The sequence below is a fragment of the Streptomyces sp. NPDC019396 genome, assembly GCF_040632375.1.
Classification (GTDB): domain Bacteria; phylum Actinomycetota; class Actinomycetes; order Streptomycetales; family Streptomycetaceae; genus Streptomyces.
In genome coordinates this window covers 38,045-56,725 of sequence record NZ_JBEYBS010000032.1, presented here as the reverse complement: position 1 = coordinate 56,725, position 18,681 = coordinate 38,045, and the positions used below count along the sequence as shown (strand labels likewise).

Genomic DNA, 18,681 nt, shown 5'->3' with positions numbered 1-18,681 from the left:
TCCTGGGGACTCTTCAGGCGGCCCAGGCCGTTAGATTGATGCAGCTGACGTTGAGCCTTGACCGGTATGGCGCCAGTAGTCGGGCATGAGCTCCGGGAGGCACCCCGCACCCACGCTGCCGAAGAGATCCCGGTGCGGCCACTGACCGCCGTGCCGTGGCTGCTTTCCGCGAAGTCCCCCGCCGCGCTGCGCGAGCAGGCCCGCCGTCTGGAGTCCTTCCTGCGGGCGGCGCCCGGATGCGAACCCGTGGACGTGGGACGGATGCTGGCGCAGTCCCGTGCCGGTCTCGAGTACCGTGCCGCCGTGGTCGCGGACAGCGGGGCCGGTGGGGACGGGGCACGGGGGCTGCTGCGCGGCCTCGGCGCGCTCGCGGAGGACGAGCCCGCGGCCGGACTGACGAAGGGACTCGCCGGGCCCGCACGTACCACCGCCTTCCTCTTCACGGGGCAGGGTTCCCAGTGGGCGGGTATGGCCCGCGAACTGTACGAGGCGTTCCCGGTGTTCGCTGCCTCACTGGACGCGACGTGCGAGCATCTGGACCCGGAGGTACGGCAGTTGCTGCTGACCTCCGGTGACGCCGAGGACGACGGGCGTGTCCATCGCACCGGCTTCGCCCAACCGGCCCTGTTCGCCCTGGAGGTGGCGCAGTTCGCGCTGCTGCGTTCGTGGGGAGTGCGGCCCGACGCGCTCGCCGGGCACTCCATCGGCGAACTCGCCGCGGCCCATGTGGCCGGGGTGTTCTCGCTGCCCGACGCGGCCAGGCTGGTCACCGCCCGCGGCGAGCTGATGCAGGCACTGCCCGCCGGCGGTGCCATGGTCGCCCTTGAGGCCACCGAGGAGGAGGTACTGCCGCTCCTCGAAGGCAGGGAGTCCCGGGCGGGGATCGCCGCGGTGAACGCGCCCCGGTCGGTCGTCGTCTCAGGCGATGAGGACGCCGTTTCCGAGGTGGCCCGGGCCCTGGCCGGACAGGGACGCAGAGCCAAGCGCCTGACGGTCAGTCATGCCTTTCACTCGCCCCGTATGGACGCGGTGCTGGAGGAGTTCGAAGCCGTGGCCCGCACGGTCGCCTACGGTGCGCCCGACATTCCGGTCGTCTCCACGGCCACCGGCGAACTCGCCGGTGCCGAGCTGCTGACCGCCGGGTACTGGGTCGGACAGCTTCGCTCGGCCGTACGGTTCGCCGCCGCGGTCGGGACACTGCGGGACCGGGGCACCGACACCTTCGTCGAACTGGGCCCCGACGGGGTGCTCACGGCCCTGGTGCGCCATGTCGTCGGCGACGGGGACGACCACCGTGCGCTGCCGGTGTCCCGGCGTGACCGGCCCGCCGCCGCGACCGCCGTGGGCGTCGCCGCCGCGCTCCACACCGTCGGTGTCCCGGTCGACTGGACGGCCTTCTTCGAGGGCACCGGCACCCGTCACATCACGCTGCCGACCTATGCGTTCCAGCGCAGGCGCCACTGGCTGCCCACACCCGCCGCCCCCACCCCCGCACCGGCACCCGTCCCGGAGCCGGCCGCCGACGTCCATGAGGCGGCTCCTGCCGGACGGACACTCAAGCCGGGCGAACGTCCGGAGGTCGCGGCGCGGCTGGCCGCCGCACTCGCCGGGATGGACGAGGAGAAGCAGCTCCTCCACATGATGGACCGGATTGCCGCCCGGGTCGCGGCAGTGCTCGGCCACGACGGCGCGGGCGACATCGACCCCGATGTCCCGCTGCTGGATCTGGGGGTCGACTCGCTCATGGCCGTGGAGATGCGCAACCAGATCAGCGACTTCTGCGGGGTGAGCCTGCGTCCGACGCTCGTCTTCGAGCATCCGACCCTGGCGGTGCTCGCCGACCATCTGCTGGTGAAGGTGCTGGACGCGGTGTCCGCCGCGCCGGGCACCGACGAGGACGCCGTGGACTTCGCCGCCGAGGTCGTGCTGGCGGCGGACATCACGCCCGCCGACGAGGTCATCCGGGTCGCGGACGACCCGCGGGAGGTGCTCCTCACCGGCGCGACCGGATTCCTCGGCGCGTACCTGCTGCGCGATCTGCTGCGCACGACCCGTGCGACCGTGCACTGCCTGGTGCGGGGGGCCGACGAGGCGGACGCACAGGCGAGGCTGCGGAAGAACCTGGAGTGGTACGAGTTCTGGGACGACATCGACACGACCAGGTTGTCCGTGGTCGTCGGCGATCTCGCCCAGCCCCTGCTGGGGCTTGTCCCGGACCGCTTCGACGCACTCGCCCGGAGCGTCGACGCCGTCTACCACGCCGCGGCGACCGTCAACGGCCTCTATCCCTACTCGGCGTTGAGGGACGCCAACGTCACGGGCACCGCGGAGATCCTGCGGCTTGCCGCCCGGCACCGGACCGTGCCCGTCCACCATGTCTCGTCCACGGGTGTGTTCGCCGCGGAGGCGATCCCCGGAACGGCTCTGAAGGTGACCGATCCGCCCGGGCCGGCCGAGGCGCTGTCCTCCGGCTACCGGCAGACGAAGCTGGTGGCCGAGCAGATCATCGGGCTCGCGAGGGAGCGGGGGCTGCCGGTCTCCGTCTACCGGGTGGACGAGATCTCGGGCGACTCGGAGCGCGGCTTCTGCCAGACCCACGACTTCGTCTGGCTGAGCATGAAGGGCATCGTGCAGGCCGGCGCCGTACCGGCGGATCCCGCCGGAATCTTCCATCTGGTGCCGGTCGACCATGTCAGCGCGGCGATCCTGCGGCTGTCCCGCGACGAGCGGGGGGCGGGCCGCGATCACCATCTCGCGAACGGGACGCATCTGCCGTTCTCCGAGATGACGGACTCCCTGCGGTCCCTCGGCTACCGTCTGGACGAACTGCGCTGGGAAGCATGGGTCGAGCGCATCCGCGCCGACCGTGACAACGCGATGGTCGCGATGATCGACGCCTTCGAGTCGACCATCTACAGCGGGCGCAACCACTATCTGTCCGTCGACACCTCCCAGACCCGGGAACTGCTGTCGGGTACCGGCATCGACTGCCCTCCCATGACGCGTGAGCTCTTCGAGAAGTACGTGGGGTTCTTCGTCCGCGTCGGCTACTTCCCCGAACCGGGAAGCGGCACCGGGAAGAACGGCACGGACCGTGCGGCGGGCGGAGAGGGCATCCGGGTCCGCGAGGCGGCGTGGCGGGACCTGCCGGCGATGGCGGGCATCTGCTTCGACGCCTTCAACACGCTGAACGCCTCGCTGGGCCTCGCGCCCGAGTGGTCATCGGTGGACGCGGTGACGGAGATGTTCCGGGACCGGCTCGCTTCGCCCGGCTGCCTCGCCTGTGTGGCGGTCGACGGCACGGGTGCCGTGGTGGGCTCCAACTTCCTGGTCCTGGGCGAATCGGTGGCCGCCTTCGGCCCCCTGAGCGTCGCTCCCGGGGCACAGGGCGGCGGAGTGGGACGCCTGCTGATGGACGAGGTGGTCGGGGCGGCCGCACGGCACGGCCGGGACTCCGTGCGTGCCGTGCAGGTGACCAACAACCTCGGCGCGTACCGGCTGTACTCCTCGCTCGGCTTCGTGCCGCACGAGCAGCTCTCCGTCGTCACCGGGTACGCACCGCCCACCCCCGCGAACCTGGCGGGCTTCACGGTGCGCCCGATGTCCGAGGACGACGTACCCGCGTGCCAGGAGCTCTACCGAACGGTCAACGGCCATCCGCGGGACGGGGAGATCCACATGTCCGCCAAGCGGGCCTTCGGCTGGTCGCAGCCGTATGTCGCCGTGGACCGGTCGACCGGTGCGATCGCCGGCTACACCACGGGTCTGTCCGACCTGGGGCATCTGACGGCGGTCTCGGAAGCCGCGGTGCGGGCCCTGTACACGGGCGCCGGCGAGCTGATGCGCAGGACGGCTCCCGACGGTCCCGCGCCCCGGCTGCGTATCCCGGGCCGTCTGATGCCCGACACCCTGAGCTGGGCGTTCCGCACCCGGGGCATGGCCCTGGAGCGGCTGGAGACGCTGGTCGTACGGGGCTCGTACACGACGCCGGGGGCGGGGGTGTACTGCCCGGGGCTGTCCTACTGACGCACCGGCAGACGCAGAGCACGGCACGGGCCCGGCCGCGATGGCCGGGCCGGTGCCGGGTCTCCGTGCGTGCCGTCCGTCAGATCGCCGCGACCGGCACGTCGTCCCGTACCGAACGGTCGATCCTGGGAACGGCCAGCAGGGTGATCACCACGCCGAGCAGGGCGAAGCCCGCTCCGACGGCGAAGGCCAGCCGGAAGCCCTCCGTCATCGCGTCGGCCACGGCCGGGCCGTCGGGCCGCTTGCCCTCCAGGAGTTCGCCGATTCGCGCGTTGGCCACGGATGACAGCACAGCGAGGCCGAGCGCACCACCGATCTGCTGGGTGGTGTTGATGAGTCCCGAGGCGAGGCCCGACTCCTGGGGTGTCACACCGGAGACGGCGACGATGGTCACGGGCACGAACGAGAACCCGAGCCCCAGGGCCGCCACCACCGAGGGCAGCAGCACGTCCCCGGCGAACGTGCCGTTGGCGGGGATACGGGTGAACAGCAGCAGGCCCACCGTGGTGAGCGCCAGACCGGTGAGGAGGATGGGCCTGGGCCCGACCTTCGTCACCAGCTGCGAGGCCACACCGGCTGCGAGGATGCTCGCCACCGAGAAGGGCAGGTAGGACAGTCCGGCTTCGAGTGCGGAGAAGTCGAGCACCTGCTGGAGGTAGAGGGAGATGAAGAAGAACATCGACAGCAGCGCGGCGCCCACCAGCAGGGAGACCATGTTGGCGCTGGAGAGGTTGCGGTTGCGGAAGATCCGCAGGGGCATCACCGGGTGCTTCACGACACGCAGTTCGACCAGGGCGAAGACCAGCAGCAGCACGGCCGCCAGCACCAGCAGTCCGATGGTCCTGGCCGAGCCCCAGCCCGCCCGCTCGGCGTCCACGAGCGCGTAGACCAGCAGGCTGAGACCGCCGGTGACCAGTGCGGCACCGGCGAAGTCGATGCCGGTGCGTTCATGGCCGCGGCTCTCGCGGACGAGGCGCGGGGTGAGGACGGCGGCACCGACGCAGATCGGCACGTTGACGAACATCACCCACTCCCAGCCGGCCCACTGGGTGAGCACGCCGCCGAGCAGCACACCGATGGCGCCGCCCGCTCCGGCGAGCGCGCCCCAGATGCCGAGGGCCTTGTTGCGTTCGGCGCCTTCGGTGAAGGTCGTGGTGACGATGGACAGTGCGGCGGGTGCGATGATCGCGGCGCCGAGGCCCTGGCCGACACGGGCGGCGATCAGCCACCCCGCGCCAGGGGCGAGGCCCCCGAGCAGCGACGCGACGGCGAACAGTCCGAGTCCGGTCATGAACACCCGCCGCCGCCCGAGCAGGTCGGCGGTCCGGCCGCCGAGCAGCAGGAAGCCGCCGAAGGCGAGTGCGTAGGCATTGACGATCCACTGGACGTCGGAGTCACTGAAGTGCAGATCCCGCTGGATCGAGGGCAGTGCGACGTTCACGATCGAGGCGTCGAGCACCACTGTCAGCTGGGCGACGGCCAGGACGACCAGCGCCTTCCAGCGAAGCGGGTCCGGGGACGAAGGGGATAAGGCGGAAGCGGGAGGCGTGGCCATGGGAGGGATACGCTCCTGAGGGTAAAGTGGTAAACGGAATCGGACGTCCGATTCCGGATAGGACGATACGGAGGCGCGGTTCCCCTTGTCAAACACCCCACCCCCTTCCAGCACGCCCCCCGGCGGCAAACTGCGCTCCGACGCCGCCCGCAACCGGCTCAAGGTGCTCGACGCAGCGCGGGCCGCCTTCTCCGAGTCCGGCCGGGACGCACAGATGGGCGACATCGCCCGCAGGGCGGGGGTGGGCGTCGGGACGGTGTACCGCCACTTCCCGACCAAGGAGTCACTGGCGGAGGCGATCGTGGAGCACCGCTTCCAGCAGACCCTGGACTTCCTCAGAAACGAGGTGCTCCCCGACCCCGACCCGTGGAACGGCCTGGCCCGGTCGCTGGAGTTCTGCGGAATCATGCAGGAACAGGACCGCGGTTACGCGGAGACGATCACGGCGATGGTCGGCGGGAGCACCTTCGACGCGGAGGCTATCGCCGAGCTCAACGAGCTGACCGACAAGGTGCTCAAACGGGCCCAGGCCGAGGGTTCGGTGCGCGCGGACCTGACCGTGTCCGATGTGTCGCCGCTCTACATCGGCCTCTGCCACGTAGTGCAGGCCGGGGTCGCCGACTGGCGCCGCTACCTGGGCATCGTCCTCGACGGACTGCGCCCGCGGCCCGAGCACACCGCGTGAAACGGCCCGGACTTGGCGGTGTCCGTTGACGCACCGCCAAATCCGGGCTCCGTTCGCGCCGGCGTCAGGTCGCCGTGGCCGCTGCCGCCGCACGTCCGGCCTCGTGGTCCTGGCCACCGGGGGCGTGGACGCCCCGGTCGAAGCCCGCCGTCCCGATCGAGCGACGAGCAGGCGGATCCCCTCGTTGAACGGGGTGCGGATGCCGGGGTGTCCGGGTCAGGCGCCCGCGTGGCTCCCGGCCCCGGGGACCGAGGGATCGAACCAGGTGGGGCCGTCGGCGAGTGCCTGCTTGATCCGGAACACGGCGAAGTCCTCGAGCTCCGGGAGAGCGTCCACGGAGAACCAGCCCACGTCGAGCGACTCCTCGTCGTTGACCCTGGCGTCGCCGCCCACGGCCCGGCAGCGCAGGCAGATGTCCATGAACTGGCACCGGTCCCCGTTCGGGTAGGTGATCGGCCTGGGCATCGCCTGGACCAGCACGACCCGCTCCACCACACAGCGCACCGCGGTCTCCTCGTACACCTCCCGGATCGCGGTCGCCGCGGGCTGCTCACCCGGCTCGGGGATGCCCCCGATGATCGACCACCCACCGGTGTCGGCACGTCTCCCCAGCAGGATCCGTCCGTCGTCGTCGAACACCACGGCGCTCACACCCGGCAGGAAGAGGAGCTGGGTGCCCGCGCTGGCACGGATCCGGCTGATGAAGTCAGGGGTGCCCATGGGGTCGACCCTATGTGCAGCGGCTCGAGGTCGCCTTCAGGAGGTGCGGCGGAGACGCGTGTACCCGACCCAGCCGAGCGCCCCGGCCGCGAGCGCGGCGATCAGGCCCTCGGGGAGCGTGCCCATACGGGTGGCGGGGGTGAGCGAGGAGCGCAGCGGGATCTCCGCGACCAGGGCGTCCGGTGTGAACATCTCCGTCTGCTGCACGATCTTCCCGTCCGGGTTGATCATCGCGCTGACACCGCTCGTGACCGGGACGACGACGGCACGGCTGTGCTCGACCGCCCGTACCCGCGACATGGCCAGCTGCTGGTAGGTCATCTCGCTGCGGCCGAAGGTGGCGTTGTTGCTGGGTACCGAGATGAGCTGGGCGCGGTGGGTGACCGTGTCACGTACCGCCCAGTCGAAGGCGGCTTCATAGCAGGTCGCGAGGCCCACCTTGGTACCGGCGAGATCGAAGACCCCCACTTTGTTGCCGGGTCCGAAGTCACGGCTGACACGGTCGACGTCGGCGCTGAAGAGGCGGACGAAGGAACGCATCGGGATGTACTCGCCGAACGGCTGCACATGCCGCTTGTCGTAGGTGTCGACGGGGCCGCGCTCGGGATCCCATTCGATCAGGGTGTTGCGGAGCTTGCCCGTGTCCGGGGTGAGCACGGCGCCGATCACCGTGGGGGCACCGATCCGCCGCACGGCCCGGTCGATCACCAGGCGCGCGTCGCCGTTGCGGTACGGATCGAGGTCGGAGGAGTTCTCCGGCCACAGCACGAAGTCGGGCTTGGCCACCTTGCCGGCGGCGACGTCGGCGGCGAGCTGCTCGGTGCGCCGGGCGTGGTTGTCCAGGACCGCTCGGCGCTGGGAATTGAAGTCCAGTCCGAGGCGGGGCACGTTGCCCTGGACCGCGGCGACGGTCGCGGTGCCGTCCTCGGGCGAGTCGTCGACCAGGGGCAGTGCGGCGAACGCCCCGGAGACGGGGACGAGCACGCTGAGCGCCGCGGCGGCCAGCGGTCCGCGCCCCAGCTCTCCGGTCCGCCGGTAGCGGCGGACCTGACGCACCAGCTCGTAGAGACCGAAACCGCACAGCGCCACCGCGAAGCCCAGGACCGGGGTGCCGCCCACCGCCGCCAGCGGCAGGAACAGCCCGTCGGCCTGCCCGAAGGCGATCTTGCCCCAGGGGAAGCCGCCGAACGGCACCCGGGCTCGTACCCCCTCGCCGACCACCCAGACAGCGGCGCCCCACACCGGCCACCAGGGCAGCCGGGAGACCGCGGCGATGCCCACGCCGGTCAGGGCGACGAAGAGCGCCTCGACGGCCGAGAGCGCGACCCAGGGCAGCGCCCCCACCTCCTCGCCCGTCCAGACCAGGAGGGGTAGCAGGAAGCCCAGGCCCGCGAGGTACCCGAGACCGAGCGCCGCGCGCGGACGACGGCCGTACAGACACCAGGCGAGCACCGCGAAACCCGCCGGGGCCAGCCACCACAGCGGCCGGGGCGGGAAGCTCAGGAACAGCAGCACACCGGACAGCACGGCGGCGGCCGGCCGGGTGAACCGCCTCGGCCGGGGTCCCGGTTCGGGGGCGGGCGGCTGGGTGTCGACGGGAGTCAGGGTGGCACTCACCTGCCGGAGTCTACGTTTCCGGAGGGCTCAGGGAAGTCGGGCCCGGCTCAGCGGCCGGTTCCTGAGCCGCGATCGGCGGTCGCGGGGAGCGCCGGCCCCGTTCCGGTGACCGTCTGACGACCTACCCGGCGAGGTCTCGGGGGTCGGTGTTCGCTCCGCAGAGGACCACGCACACCCGCTCCCCGTCACCAGGGCGATAGCCGTGGCGGTCAGGGCCGTCCACGCCGGTGAGCGCGGCCAGCGCGGTCGCCGCGCCGTGCTCGACCGCCACCCGGTGCCGGTCCCACAGCGCTCTGCGCGCCCGGACGATCTCCTCGTCCGCGACCAGCACGGAGCGGACGTGCTCGCGCCGAGCGACCGCGAGGGCCATCGCGGAAGCCCGGCGGGCGCCGAGGGAGTCCGCCGCCACCGAGTCGACGGAGACGTCGACCGGGCGGCCGGCCTCAAGCCCCGCGTTCAGCGCCCGGCATCCGGCCGGCTCCACCGCCACCGTGCGGATGCCGTGCCGCTCCGCGGCGGTGGCCACCCCGGCGAACAGCCCGCCACCGCCGACCGCCACCACCACGGTGTCCGGGCCGCCCGGGATCCGCGCCCTGATCTCCTCGAGCAGAGTGCCCGCGCCCGCCGCGATCAGCGGATGGTCGTAGGCATGGCTGGCGAGCGCGCCGGTAGCCGCCGCGAATTCCTCGCAGGCGGCGAGTGCTTCGGCGTACTCCGTACCGACGAGGCGCACATCCGCGCCGAAGCCGCGCAAGCGGGCCACCTTGACCCGGGGCGCGGTGGCGGGCAGGAACACGGTGGCCGGCACGTCCTGCTGCTGGGCGGCCCAGGCACAGGCCAGGCCCGCGTTGCCACCGGAGGCGATGGTCACCCCCGCGTCCGGGAAGGTGCCGGCGTCGCGGTGGGCCTGGATGAAGTTCTGGGCGCCACGGGCCTTGAACGAGCCGGTGTGCTGCATGTACTCGAGTGCCAGCCAGACGTCGTACGTCTCGCCGGTGCCGTTCCCGACGGCTCCCGGTTCACCCGGGGCGACCGTGACAGGTCGTACGCGTCCACCGACGCGCGCCGTGGCGGAGATGATGTCGTCATAGGTCAGCTCGTGCACGTCAGATCTCCGCTGCGGTCCCCTTCGAGGTCAGCCGCAGTCTGTCACGGATCACCCGGACGGCCGTCTCCGCGTCGTCCACGGTCACCGTGAACATCCGGCCGTCGCCGAGTCTCAGCGCCAGGCCCTCGCCGCGGCGGACGATCACCGCCGTGCCCTGCTCGGGACGCCAGCGGTAGCCCCAGCCGCCCCACTGGCGCGGGCAGACCCGGGGGACGAAGTCGGCTCCCACCACGGAGTCCAGGGGGATCCTCCGCCGCGGCAGGCCCATGTGGCCGCAGCGCACCTCCAAGCAGTCACGGTCGACCGTGACCGCCACATGGACGAAGGCGAGGGTGCCGAACAGCACCAGCAGGCCGGCGGCGACACAGCCGATCACCGACATCAGCAGGGCGAGGACGCCTGAGGTCCAGGGGGCGTCGACGGCGAGCTCGATGCCGAGCGCCATGCATCCGGCGCCGACCGCTGCCAGCACCCACTGGATGCGGTTGGTCGCGCGGCCGGTCCAGATCGGGGGCGGCGCCTGAGCGGCCTGCCCCTCAACACCGGGGTGGTCCGTCATGTGCAGCAGCGTACTCACGTTCCGCTCCGGTGGCACCGGGCCGACCGGCTCGCGGACGTGGCCTGCCGGGCGCATCCCCGCAGGCCGGGTCCGGCCCGCGGGGGCCGCTGTGACGTGCGGGTCAGCGGGCCGGAGTGACCGGATCCACCGCGTTCGCCGTGGCCAGCAGCCGGCCTTCGGCGTACGCCAGCGCGGGCCGGGGCAGCGCGCCCTCCTGCCCGCTGAGCAGCACGGTCAGGCGGGTGTTGGGTGCGGCGGCGGGAGCGGGCTGGGCGTCGGCGCGGCGCAGCGCCTGGGCGGCTACGGCACCGGCCGAACCGTGCAGGACGACCGGCCCCAGCCCGTCGGGACGGCCCGCGCTGACGGCGGCGCGGATGCGTTCGGCGACCAGTTCGTAGTGGGTGCAGCCGAGGACCACGGCCCGTACGTCCATTGGGGTGAGAGCGGCGGCTGCGGCGACGGTCCGGTCGATGGCGTCCTCGTCGGCCTGCTCGACGGCGTCCGCGAGCCCGGGGCAGGGCACCTCGGTGACCTCGGCGCCGTCGGCGAAGTCGCGGATGAGGCCACGCTGGTAGGCGCTGCCGGTCGTGGCGGGGGTGGCCCAGATGGCCACCCGCCCGCCGCCCGCGGCCGCCGGCTTGATGGCGGGTACGGTGCCGATCACGGGCACGCCAGGCTCCAGCGCAGCGCGCAGTGCGGGCAGCGCGTGCACGGACGCGGTGTTGCAGGCGACGATCAGGGCGTCCGGGCGGTGCGCCGCGGCGGCGCGTGCGACGGTGAGCGCGCGTGCGGTCAGATCCTCCGGTGTGCGGGGTCCCCAGGGCATCCCGTCCGGATCGCATGAGAGCACCAGGTCCGCGTCGGGTCGCAGGCGGTGCACCGCGGCGGCGGCCGCCAGCAGGCCGATCCCGGAGTCCATCAGTGCGATCTTCACCCGGTCACCCTAGCCGACGGCCCTTGCGGCCCGGCCGTTGTGGGGCAGACTGCGAAGAATGGGCACCCTCGCGTGGATCGCCGTGGTTTCCCTGGCCGTGTGGCTGTGGCTGCTGCTGGGGCAGGGCTTCTTCTGGCGTACGGATCAGCGGCTGCCCCGGCGCGAGGCGGCGCCGTGGGCGTACGACGACTGGCCGTCGGTGGCGATCGTCGTACCGGCCCGGGACGAGGCCGCCGTACTGCCGGAGAGCCTTCCGTCGCTGCTGCGGCAGTCGTATCCGGGGGAGGCCGAGGTGATCCTCGTGGACGACGGCAGTACGGACGGCACGGGCGCCCTGGCACACGAGCTGTCGGAGCGCTACGGCGGGCTGCCGCTCACCGTGGCATCCCCGGGGGAACCGGAGCACGGCTGGACGGGCAAGCTCTGGGCGCTGCGGCACGGCATCGCGCTCGCACGGGCCGGGGACCCGGAGTATCTGCTGCTCACGGACGCCGATATCGCGCATGAGCCGGACAGCCTGTCCGATCTGGTCGCCGCGGCGCATGCGCACGGGATCGATCTGGTCTCGCAGATGGCGCGGCTGCGGGTGGCCACCCTGTGGGAGCGCCTGGTGGTGCCTGCCTTCGTCTACTTCTTCGCGCAGCTCTATCCGTTCCGCTGGATCAACCGCGGAGCGGGCGACGGGAAGGCGGACGGCGGGCGGGCCCTCGCGACGGCCGCGGCCGGCGGATGTGTGCTGCTGCGGACCTCGACCGCGGTACGAGCGGGCATTCCGTGGTCGGTCAGGCAGTCGCTCATCGACGACGTGGCGGTGGCGCGCGCGGTGCGGCGGGCCGGGGGGCGGGTGTGGCTGGGTCTCGCCGAGCGGGTGGACAGCGTCCGTCCGTATCCGCGGCTGGCGGACCTCTGGCACATGGTCTCCCGGAGCGCGTATGCCCAGCTGCGCCACAGCCCGGTGCTGCTCGCCGGGACGGTGGCGGGTCTCTCGCTGGTGTACCTGGTGCCGCCGGTGGCGGTGTTCGCAGGGGTGTGCGGGGCGGGGGACGCGGTGGCGCGGTGGGCGGGTCTCGCGGCGTGGGCGGTGATGGCCGGGACGTATGTCCCGATACTGCGCTACTACCGGCAGACGCTGTGGCTGGCCCCGCTGCTTCCGGTCACCGCGCTGCTCTACCTGCTGATGACGGTGGACTCGGCCTTGCGTCACTACCGGGGGCGCGGCGCGGCCTGGAAGGGGCGCACCTATGCGCGCCCCGAGGCCGCGCCGGACCGCTGAGTGGGCTCATTTCCTGCCGGGTGTCCAGTTCATGCCCCAGCCGTACGCGTGGTCGATCGTGCGCTGCGGGCTGACCCCTCGCTCGGGGACGAGATAGCGCGCCTCTCGCTGGACGACCAGATCACCGCCCTGGTTGGTGAGGAGGACGAGGGCGCAGACCGTCGAGGGCACGGTGCACTCGTCGAGCGAGAACTCGATGGGTGCGCCGTGCTGGGGCTGGAGGGTGACCGTGGCGTGCAGGTCGGCGAAGCTGCGGGCACCGGAGTAGATGGTGACGAAGATGACGACGCGGCGGAGCTTGTCCTTGTGGTCCAGGTTGACGGTGAGGTTCTCGCCGGTGGCCACGGAGCCGGTGCGGTCGTCACCGTCGAGCTGGATGTACGGGGGCTGGTGGAGGGCCCCGAAGGCGTTGCCGAGAGCCTGGACGACTCCCTTGCGGCCGTCACCGAGCTCGAAGAGGGCGCAGAGGTCGAGATCGAGATCCGCGTGCATGGCCACGGCCTGGCCGAGCTTGGCGCCCCAGCCCGTGAACTGCTTGCGCACCTCCCAGTTGAGGTTGACGCGCATGGTGCCGGATGTCCCGCCCTGCTTGGCGAGCGAGACGGTGGGCGCCTCCTTGGTCAGGGTGATCTTGCTGAGGCGCACGGGTGGGGGGGCGACCGGAGCCGAGGCCGCTGCGGGCACCTGCGGGGTCGCGGGGACCGGGGCAGTCGGCATGGGTGCGGGCTGCTGCGGTTCGTCGACCGTGATGCCGAAGTCGGTGGCGAGTCCTTCGAGTCCGCTCTGGTACCCCTGGCCCACCGCGCGGAACTTCCACGCACCCTGGCGCCGGTAGAGCTCGCCGAGGATGAACGCCGTCTCGACCGTCGCGTCGCCGCTCTCGTAGCGGGCGATCTCCGCGCCGCCCGCCGCGTCGAGCACCCGGACGTACAGCCCCGGCACCTGTCCGAAGCTGCCGCCGTCCGACGATGCCGCGAGCACGATCCGCTCGACGGACGGCTCGACACGGCCGAGGTCGACGGTGATGTGGTCGGTGGTCATGGCGCCCGCTGTGCGCTTGCCCTCGTGGCGGACGGCACCGGAAGCGTGCTCGGGCTGGTTGTAGAAGACGAAGTCCGCGTCGGAGCGGACCTTTCCCGAGTCCGATGCGAGCAGCAGAGCCGAGGCGTCGACGTCGGGCGCACCGCTCCCGGAGCGCCAGCCCAGCTCCACATGGACGATCGGCACGGGTACGGGGACATTCGCCCCTTTGAGCATGGACATCCTCGCCCCCATCACGGGTCCTGGCACCCGGTCGACTCGATGCGCCCAACGTAGCGCCGGACGCGGTCCGGGCACCCCTGCGACCCGTGGGTAACCCCTTCTCAGCTCGCCCTTTACATGATCTAGATGCCTCGGGGCGACCGATTTTCCATAATTCGCTCGCATTGGGGATCGCCGGTCACTGGTAACACGTCAAACAACCCTCTTATCGGGCTCCCCAACCAGCACATCGTGGGCTTAACTTATGTGCCATGACCTCCCCCCGCTCCACCTACGGTGGCGGCTACTACTCCGTGCCGCCGTTCGCCGACACCCCGATCTACGACTCCCTGGTCGCTGAGCGGGGCACGCCTCAGATCGCCCCGATCCGAGTGCCCGCCGCCTATGACTCCGTCGGCAGCGGCTACATGCCGGCGCTGCCCGCGGCTCTGCCCGCCCTCCCGGCAGCTCCCTCCCAGCCCTCACCGTCGTACGGCTACCCGCAGCAGATGTCGCAGCCCGTCCCGCTGCAACAGGCCCCGGCGCCGTACATCGCCCAGCAGCCCGGTGCCCCGCGCGGCTACCCGGGCGTCCAGCCCCAGCAGATGCCCAGGCCGCTGGCGACCGGCTACGAGGCGATGCGCCCCGCGGCCCCGCGCCCGATGCCGACCCCGGCTCCGTACGACGACCCGTACAACCGCCCGTACCAGGGCGGCGGATACTAGGCCGTACCAGCGGATACGCCGGTGCCGGGCGACACCGGCACGTCTGCTGGCAGGATGGCCCTATGACCGGTCCCGTGCAGCGCTCCGTCCACTCCATCCATGTCCACCCGGTGAAGTCCCTCGCGGGCTTCGCTCCGGACACGGCGGTCGTGGAGCCATGGGGCCTTGCCGGTGACCGCCGGTGGATGGTCGTCGACGCCACGGGCCGGGCAGTGACCCAACGCCAGCACGCACGGCTCGCGTTGGCGTCCGCCGTGCCCGGGCATGACGGCGGGATCCTGGTGACGGCGCCCGGTCAGGCGCCGCTGACCGTGACGGTGCCCGAGCCGGAGGGCACGGTCGTCGTGGAGATCTTCGGGGAGAAGGTGGAGGCGGTGCCGGCCGGCGCCGCCTCCGACGACTGGTTCAGCGCGTACGTCGGCGCACCGGTCCGGCTGGTGCATCTCGACGACCCCGCACACCGCAGGCCGGTTGCTCCGGACTACGCACGACCGGGTGAGACGGTCTCGTTCGCCGACGGGTTCCCGTTGCTGGTGGCCACGCGCGCGTCGCTCGACGCGCTGAACTCCCTCATCGAGCAGGGAGACAACCCGGGCGAGGGCCCACTGCCCATGAACCGCTTCCGGCCCAATCTCGTCGTGGACGGCGGCGACCCGTGGGCCGAGGACCAGTGGCGCCACGTCCAGGTCGGCGAGGTCCGCTTCCGGGTGAGCAAGCCGTGTGGCCGCTGTGTCGTGACCACCACCGACCAGTCGACGGCGGCACGCGGCAGGGAACCGCTGCGGACCCTAGCCCGCCACCGGCGCTTCGGGGACCGGCTGGTGTTCGGCCAGAACCTGGTCCCGGAGACATCCGGGTCGGTCAGGGTGGGGGACCCGGTACGGATCATCGACTGACGCAGCCTCCGCGGTTCATCGGGTGACGGAACCCCCGCGCCCTCCCGCTCGTTGGATCTGCGCCGGGATGTGCCGGCTTCTCCGAGCGGTGTCGAAGCCCTGCGAGGTCTGTGCGGGCTGCGAGGCCGTCACGGCGCAGAGGGGGCGGACCTGTGCGAGCTTTCCTGGGTGTGTGGCGCTGGCGGCGCAATCCCCTGCGGCGCACCACCGATCTGGTCGAGGCATGGGCGACGCTGGCCGCGGTGCTGCTACTGGCCGTCGGCGCACCGGCCGCCGGATGGCGCTGCGGAGCACTGGCCGATTCCGCGCTCCGCGAGACCGTGCGCGTCCAGCGGACCGACCGGCGTCCCACGACCGCACGGGTCGTGCGCGTGCTGCCGCAGCCGAAGCGGTCGGCCGCCCATCCGGACGCCCGGAGCGAGGAGCGCACCCGCATCACGGTGGTCGCCGAGTGGACGGGCAGAGACGGGAAACAGCACCGCGACAGAGTGCCCGCGCGCACGGTGACCGTGCGCGCGGTGACCGTGCGCGCGGTGACCGTGCGCGCGGTGACCGTGCGCGCGGGCGACACCATACGGATATGGACCGACAGCCGGGACCGGTCCGTCACGCGTCCCCTGGACGGCGGTGCCGCACGGGCACACGCCGTGCTCGCGGGTCTCGGCGTCGCGGCCGCCCTGGCCGGGCTGGTGGAAAGCGGCAGACGGCGGTTCGTACGGCGGCTGATGCGGCACAGGTATGCGGATCTCGACCGGGCATGGGCGAAATCCGGTCCTGACTGGGGCCGTACGGGCACAGGGTGCTGACCGGTCACCCGCCGCGCCTCCGTCACGCTACGGTGGGGCCACGCCGGGCACAGCAAGAGCGTGGCGGGTGAACGACGAGGTGGGGGCAAGGCAGCACCATGGCACAGGGCACGGTCCAGGTGACGCACACCGGCACGTCGCGGTGGCGGCGCCGCACGGGCGAGTACGCCTCCCTCGCCGCGGCCCTGGAGGCCGCCGCCGACGGTGACATCCTCACCGTCTCCCCCGGGACCTACCGGGAGAACCTGGTGGTGCGGTGTGCCGTGACCCTACGCGGGCCCGACGGAGCGGCCGGCTCGGTGCGGATCGCGCCCTCCGAAGGGGTCCCGCTGACCATACGGGCCTCCGCGACCGTGCGGGACCTGCATGTCGAGGGCCAGGACACCGCGGCGCCCGCGCTGCTGATCGAGGACGGCACACCGGAGTTGACCGATCTGCGGATCGTCACCCGCTCCGCGGCGGGTGTCGAGGTGCGCGGCGCGGCCCGGCCGACCGTGCGCCGCTGCACGGTCGACAACCCCGCGGGTGTGGGCATCGCCGTCCTGGACGGTGCGGGTGGCGTGTTCGAGGAGTGCGAGGTCGTCGCGGCCGGTCAGTCCGGGGTCTCGGTGCACGGGGGCGCCCATCCCCGGCTGGAGCGCTGCCGGGTGCACCATGCCTCGGGCGCGGGGCTCAGCATCACGGGCGAGTCGACCGCGCTGGAGGCGATCGGCTGCGAGGTGTACGAGATCAAGGGCACCGGTGTGCAGATCGCCTCGCGCGCCACGGCACATCTCACCGAATCCAGCGTGCACCGCACCTCAGCCGACGGTGTCACCCTCGACACGGACGCGGTGCTCACCCTCTCCGACTGCGACATCCATGACATACCCGAGAACGCGGTGGATCTGCGCTCGCGTTCGGTGCTCACGCTCACCAGGTCGACCGTCCGGCGGTTCGGACGCAACGGCCTGTCGGTGTGGGACCCGGGGACCCGGGTGGACGCCAACCAGTGCGAGATCCACGACAGCACGGGCGACTACCCCGCCGTGTGGGTCAGCGACGGCGCCACCGCGGTGCTGGACTCCTGCCGGGTCCACGACGTGCCGGATGCGCTCTTCGTGCTCGACCGCGGTTCGCGTGCCGACGTGGTCGACAGTGATCTGGCGCAGGTACGGAACACGGCGGTGTCCGTCAGCGACGGCGCCACGGCACAGCTGGACGACTGCCGGATCCGGGAAGCCTCGACGGGCGCGTGGTTCCGCGACCACGGCAGCGGGGGCACCCTGAACAACTGCACCATCGACAAGGCGCAGACGGGAGTGATCGTCACCAAGGGGGCCGACCCTTCGATCGAGCGCTGCACGGTGACCTCCCCGGTGGAGGCGGGTTTCTACGTGTCGGCGGAAGGCCGCGGCACCTTCCACGCCTGCCGGGTGACGGACAGTTCGGGTTACGGCTTCCATGTGACCGACGGCTGCCGTACGACGCTGATGCGCTGCCGCACCGAGCGCTGTGCGCGCGGGGGCTACGAGTTCCCCGGCGAGGGTGTGCGCGCGGAGGACTGCACCAGCGACGCCAGCGGAGTGCCCGCTGCGACGGCGCCCGCTCCGGCGGTGGTGACCACCGCCCAGTCGCAGCGCTCGCCCGGGCTGCTCGGCGAGCTCCCGGCACACCATCCCGCCGCGCCCGTCCAGGAACCCGCCGGGTCCGACGCGGTCCGGTCGGCTCCCGTCCGCACCCCGGACGACGTGCTGAGCGCGCTTGACGACCTGGTCGGTCTGGACAGCGTCAAGCGGGAGGTCCGCACCCTCACCAACATGATCGAGGTCGGTCGCCGCCGCCAGGAAGCGGGACTCAAGGCCGCTTCGGTCCGCCGCCATCTGGTCTTCACCGGCTCCCCCGGCACCGGCAAGACGACGGTCGCCCGGCTGTACGGCGAGATCCTCGCGTCCCTCGGCGTGCTGGAGCGCGGGCATCTCGTCGAGGTGTCCCGGGTGGACCTGGTCGGCGAGCACATCGGCTCGACGGCGATCCGCACCCAGGAGGCGTTCGACCGGGCCCGGGGCGGGGTGCTGTTCATCGACGAGGCCTATGCGCTGTCACCGGAGGACTCGGGGCGGGACTTCGGGCGGGAGGCCATCGACACCCTGGTGAAGCTGATGGAGGACCACCGGGACGCGGTGGTCGTCATCGTCGCCGGGTACACGACGGAGATGGAGCGCTTCCTGACCGTCAACCCGGGCGTGGCATCACGCTTCTCACGGACCATCACCTTCAGCGACTACATGCCCGATGAGCTGCTGCGGATAGTGGAACAGCAGGCCGAGGAGCACGAGTACCGACTGGGCGAAGGTACCGGCGAGGCGCTGCTGAAGTACTTCACCGCACTGCCGAAGGGCGCCGCGTTCGGAAACGGCCGTACCGCGCGTCAGACCTTCGAGTCGATGGTGGAGCGTCATGCGGGCCGGGTCGCCGGGTTCGCCGAAATGAGCACGGACGACCTGACCCTGCTGGTGCCCGACGACCTGCCCGAGCTGCCCTGAGCAGGGCGAG

At 72.0% G+C, this 18,681-nt stretch carries 14 protein-coding genes; 7 read left to right on the top strand and 7 right to left on the bottom strand.

All coding sequences use genetic code 11. The features are described 5' to 3' along the window. The first annotated feature begins 66 nt into the window (after positions 1-66). Positions 67-4,026 (top strand): thioester reductase domain-containing protein, encoded by a 3,960-nt coding sequence (locus tag ABZ532_RS27950; RefSeq protein WP_361289554.1) that lies wholly within the window; start codon positions 67-69, stop codon positions 4,024-4,026. Positions 4,027-4,105: 79 nt separating this feature from the next. Here the strand turns inward: ABZ532_RS27950 and ABZ532_RS27945 are convergent, their stop codons facing one another. Continuing rightward, entirely contained in the window at positions 4,106-5,581 is a 1,476-nt protein-coding gene (locus ABZ532_RS27945) for an MFS transporter (RefSeq protein WP_361289551.1), read from the bottom strand. A gap of 85 nt (positions 5,582-5,666) precedes the next feature. Between ABZ532_RS27945 and ABZ532_RS27940 the strand changes: the two genes are divergently transcribed. Further along, positions 5,667-6,266 (top strand): TetR/AcrR family transcriptional regulator, encoded by a 600-nt coding sequence (locus tag ABZ532_RS27940; RefSeq protein ID WP_361289548.1) that lies wholly within the window; start codon positions 5,667-5,669, stop codon positions 6,264-6,266. A gap of 216 nt (positions 6,267-6,482) precedes the next feature. Here the strand turns inward: ABZ532_RS27940 and ABZ532_RS27935 are convergent, their stop codons facing one another. The 5 genes from ABZ532_RS27935 to ABZ532_RS27915 all read right to left on the bottom strand — a co-directional run bounded on the left by ABZ532_RS27935 (position 6,483) and on the right by ABZ532_RS27915 (position 11,204). Next, entirely contained in the window at positions 6,483-6,986 is a 504-nt protein-coding gene (locus ABZ532_RS27935) for an NUDIX domain-containing protein (RefSeq protein WP_361289545.1), read from the bottom strand. A 36-nt stretch (positions 6,987-7,022) separates the two neighbouring features. After that, entirely contained in the window at positions 7,023-8,603 is a 1,581-nt protein-coding gene (lnt, locus tag ABZ532_RS27930; RefSeq protein WP_361289542.1) for an apolipoprotein N-acyltransferase, read from the bottom strand. 121 nt (positions 8,604-8,724) lie between these two features. Next, complete coding sequence (locus tag ABZ532_RS27925) at positions 8,725-9,708, bottom strand: serine/threonine dehydratase (protein WP_361289539.1); 984 nt, start codon at positions 9,706-9,708, stop codon at positions 8,725-8,727. 1 nt (position 9,709) lies between these two features. Continuing rightward, positions 9,710-10,270: a hypothetical protein gene (locus tag ABZ532_RS27920; protein WP_361289536.1), complete on the bottom strand. Its 561-nt coding sequence runs from the start codon at positions 10,268-10,270 to the stop codon at positions 9,710-9,712. A 121-nt stretch (positions 10,271-10,391) separates the two neighbouring features. Continuing rightward, the gene (locus tag ABZ532_RS27915) at positions 10,392-11,204 is read right to left on the bottom strand and encodes an aspartate/glutamate racemase family protein (protein ID WP_361289533.1); all 813 of its coding nucleotides are present in this window, start codon (positions 11,202-11,204) and stop codon (positions 10,392-10,394) included. A gap of 58 nt (positions 11,205-11,262) precedes the next feature. Between ABZ532_RS27915 and ABZ532_RS27910 the strand changes: the two genes are divergently transcribed. Next, the gene (locus ABZ532_RS27910) at positions 11,263-12,477 is read left to right on the top strand and encodes a glycosyltransferase (RefSeq protein ID WP_361289530.1); all 1,215 of its coding nucleotides are present in this window, start codon (positions 11,263-11,265) and stop codon (positions 12,475-12,477) included. Positions 12,478-12,483: 6 nt separating this feature from the next. On the opposite strand, the gene ABZ532_RS27905 is transcribed toward ABZ532_RS27910, so the two are convergent. Continuing rightward, entirely contained in the window at positions 12,484-13,740 is a 1,257-nt protein-coding gene (locus tag ABZ532_RS27905; RefSeq protein WP_361289527.1) for a TerD family protein, read from the bottom strand. Positions 13,741-13,991: 251 nt separating this feature from the next. On the opposite strand from ABZ532_RS27905, the gene ABZ532_RS27900 reads away from it, so the two are divergent. From ABZ532_RS27900 to ABZ532_RS27885, 4 genes are all read left to right on the top strand, one after another. After that, positions 13,992-14,444, top strand: a complete 453-nt coding sequence (locus ABZ532_RS27900) for a DUF6643 family protein (RefSeq protein ID WP_361289524.1) — start codon at positions 13,992-13,994, stop codon at positions 14,442-14,444. A gap of 62 nt (positions 14,445-14,506) precedes the next feature. After that, positions 14,507-15,340, top strand: coding sequence for an MOSC N-terminal beta barrel domain-containing protein (locus ABZ532_RS27895; protein ID WP_361289521.1), 834 nt, complete (start codon positions 14,507-14,509; stop codon positions 15,338-15,340). A gap of 152 nt (positions 15,341-15,492) precedes the next feature. Continuing rightward, entirely contained in the window at positions 15,493-16,146 is a 654-nt protein-coding gene (locus ABZ532_RS27890) for a hypothetical protein (protein ID WP_361289518.1), read from the top strand. A gap of 98 nt (positions 16,147-16,244) precedes the next feature. After that, on the top strand, positions 16,245-18,671 hold the full coding sequence (locus tag ABZ532_RS27885; protein WP_361289515.1) for a right-handed parallel beta-helix repeat-containing protein: 2,427 nt from the start codon (positions 16,245-16,247) through the stop codon (positions 18,669-18,671). The last annotated feature ends 10 nt before the right edge of the window (positions 18,672-18,681 follow it).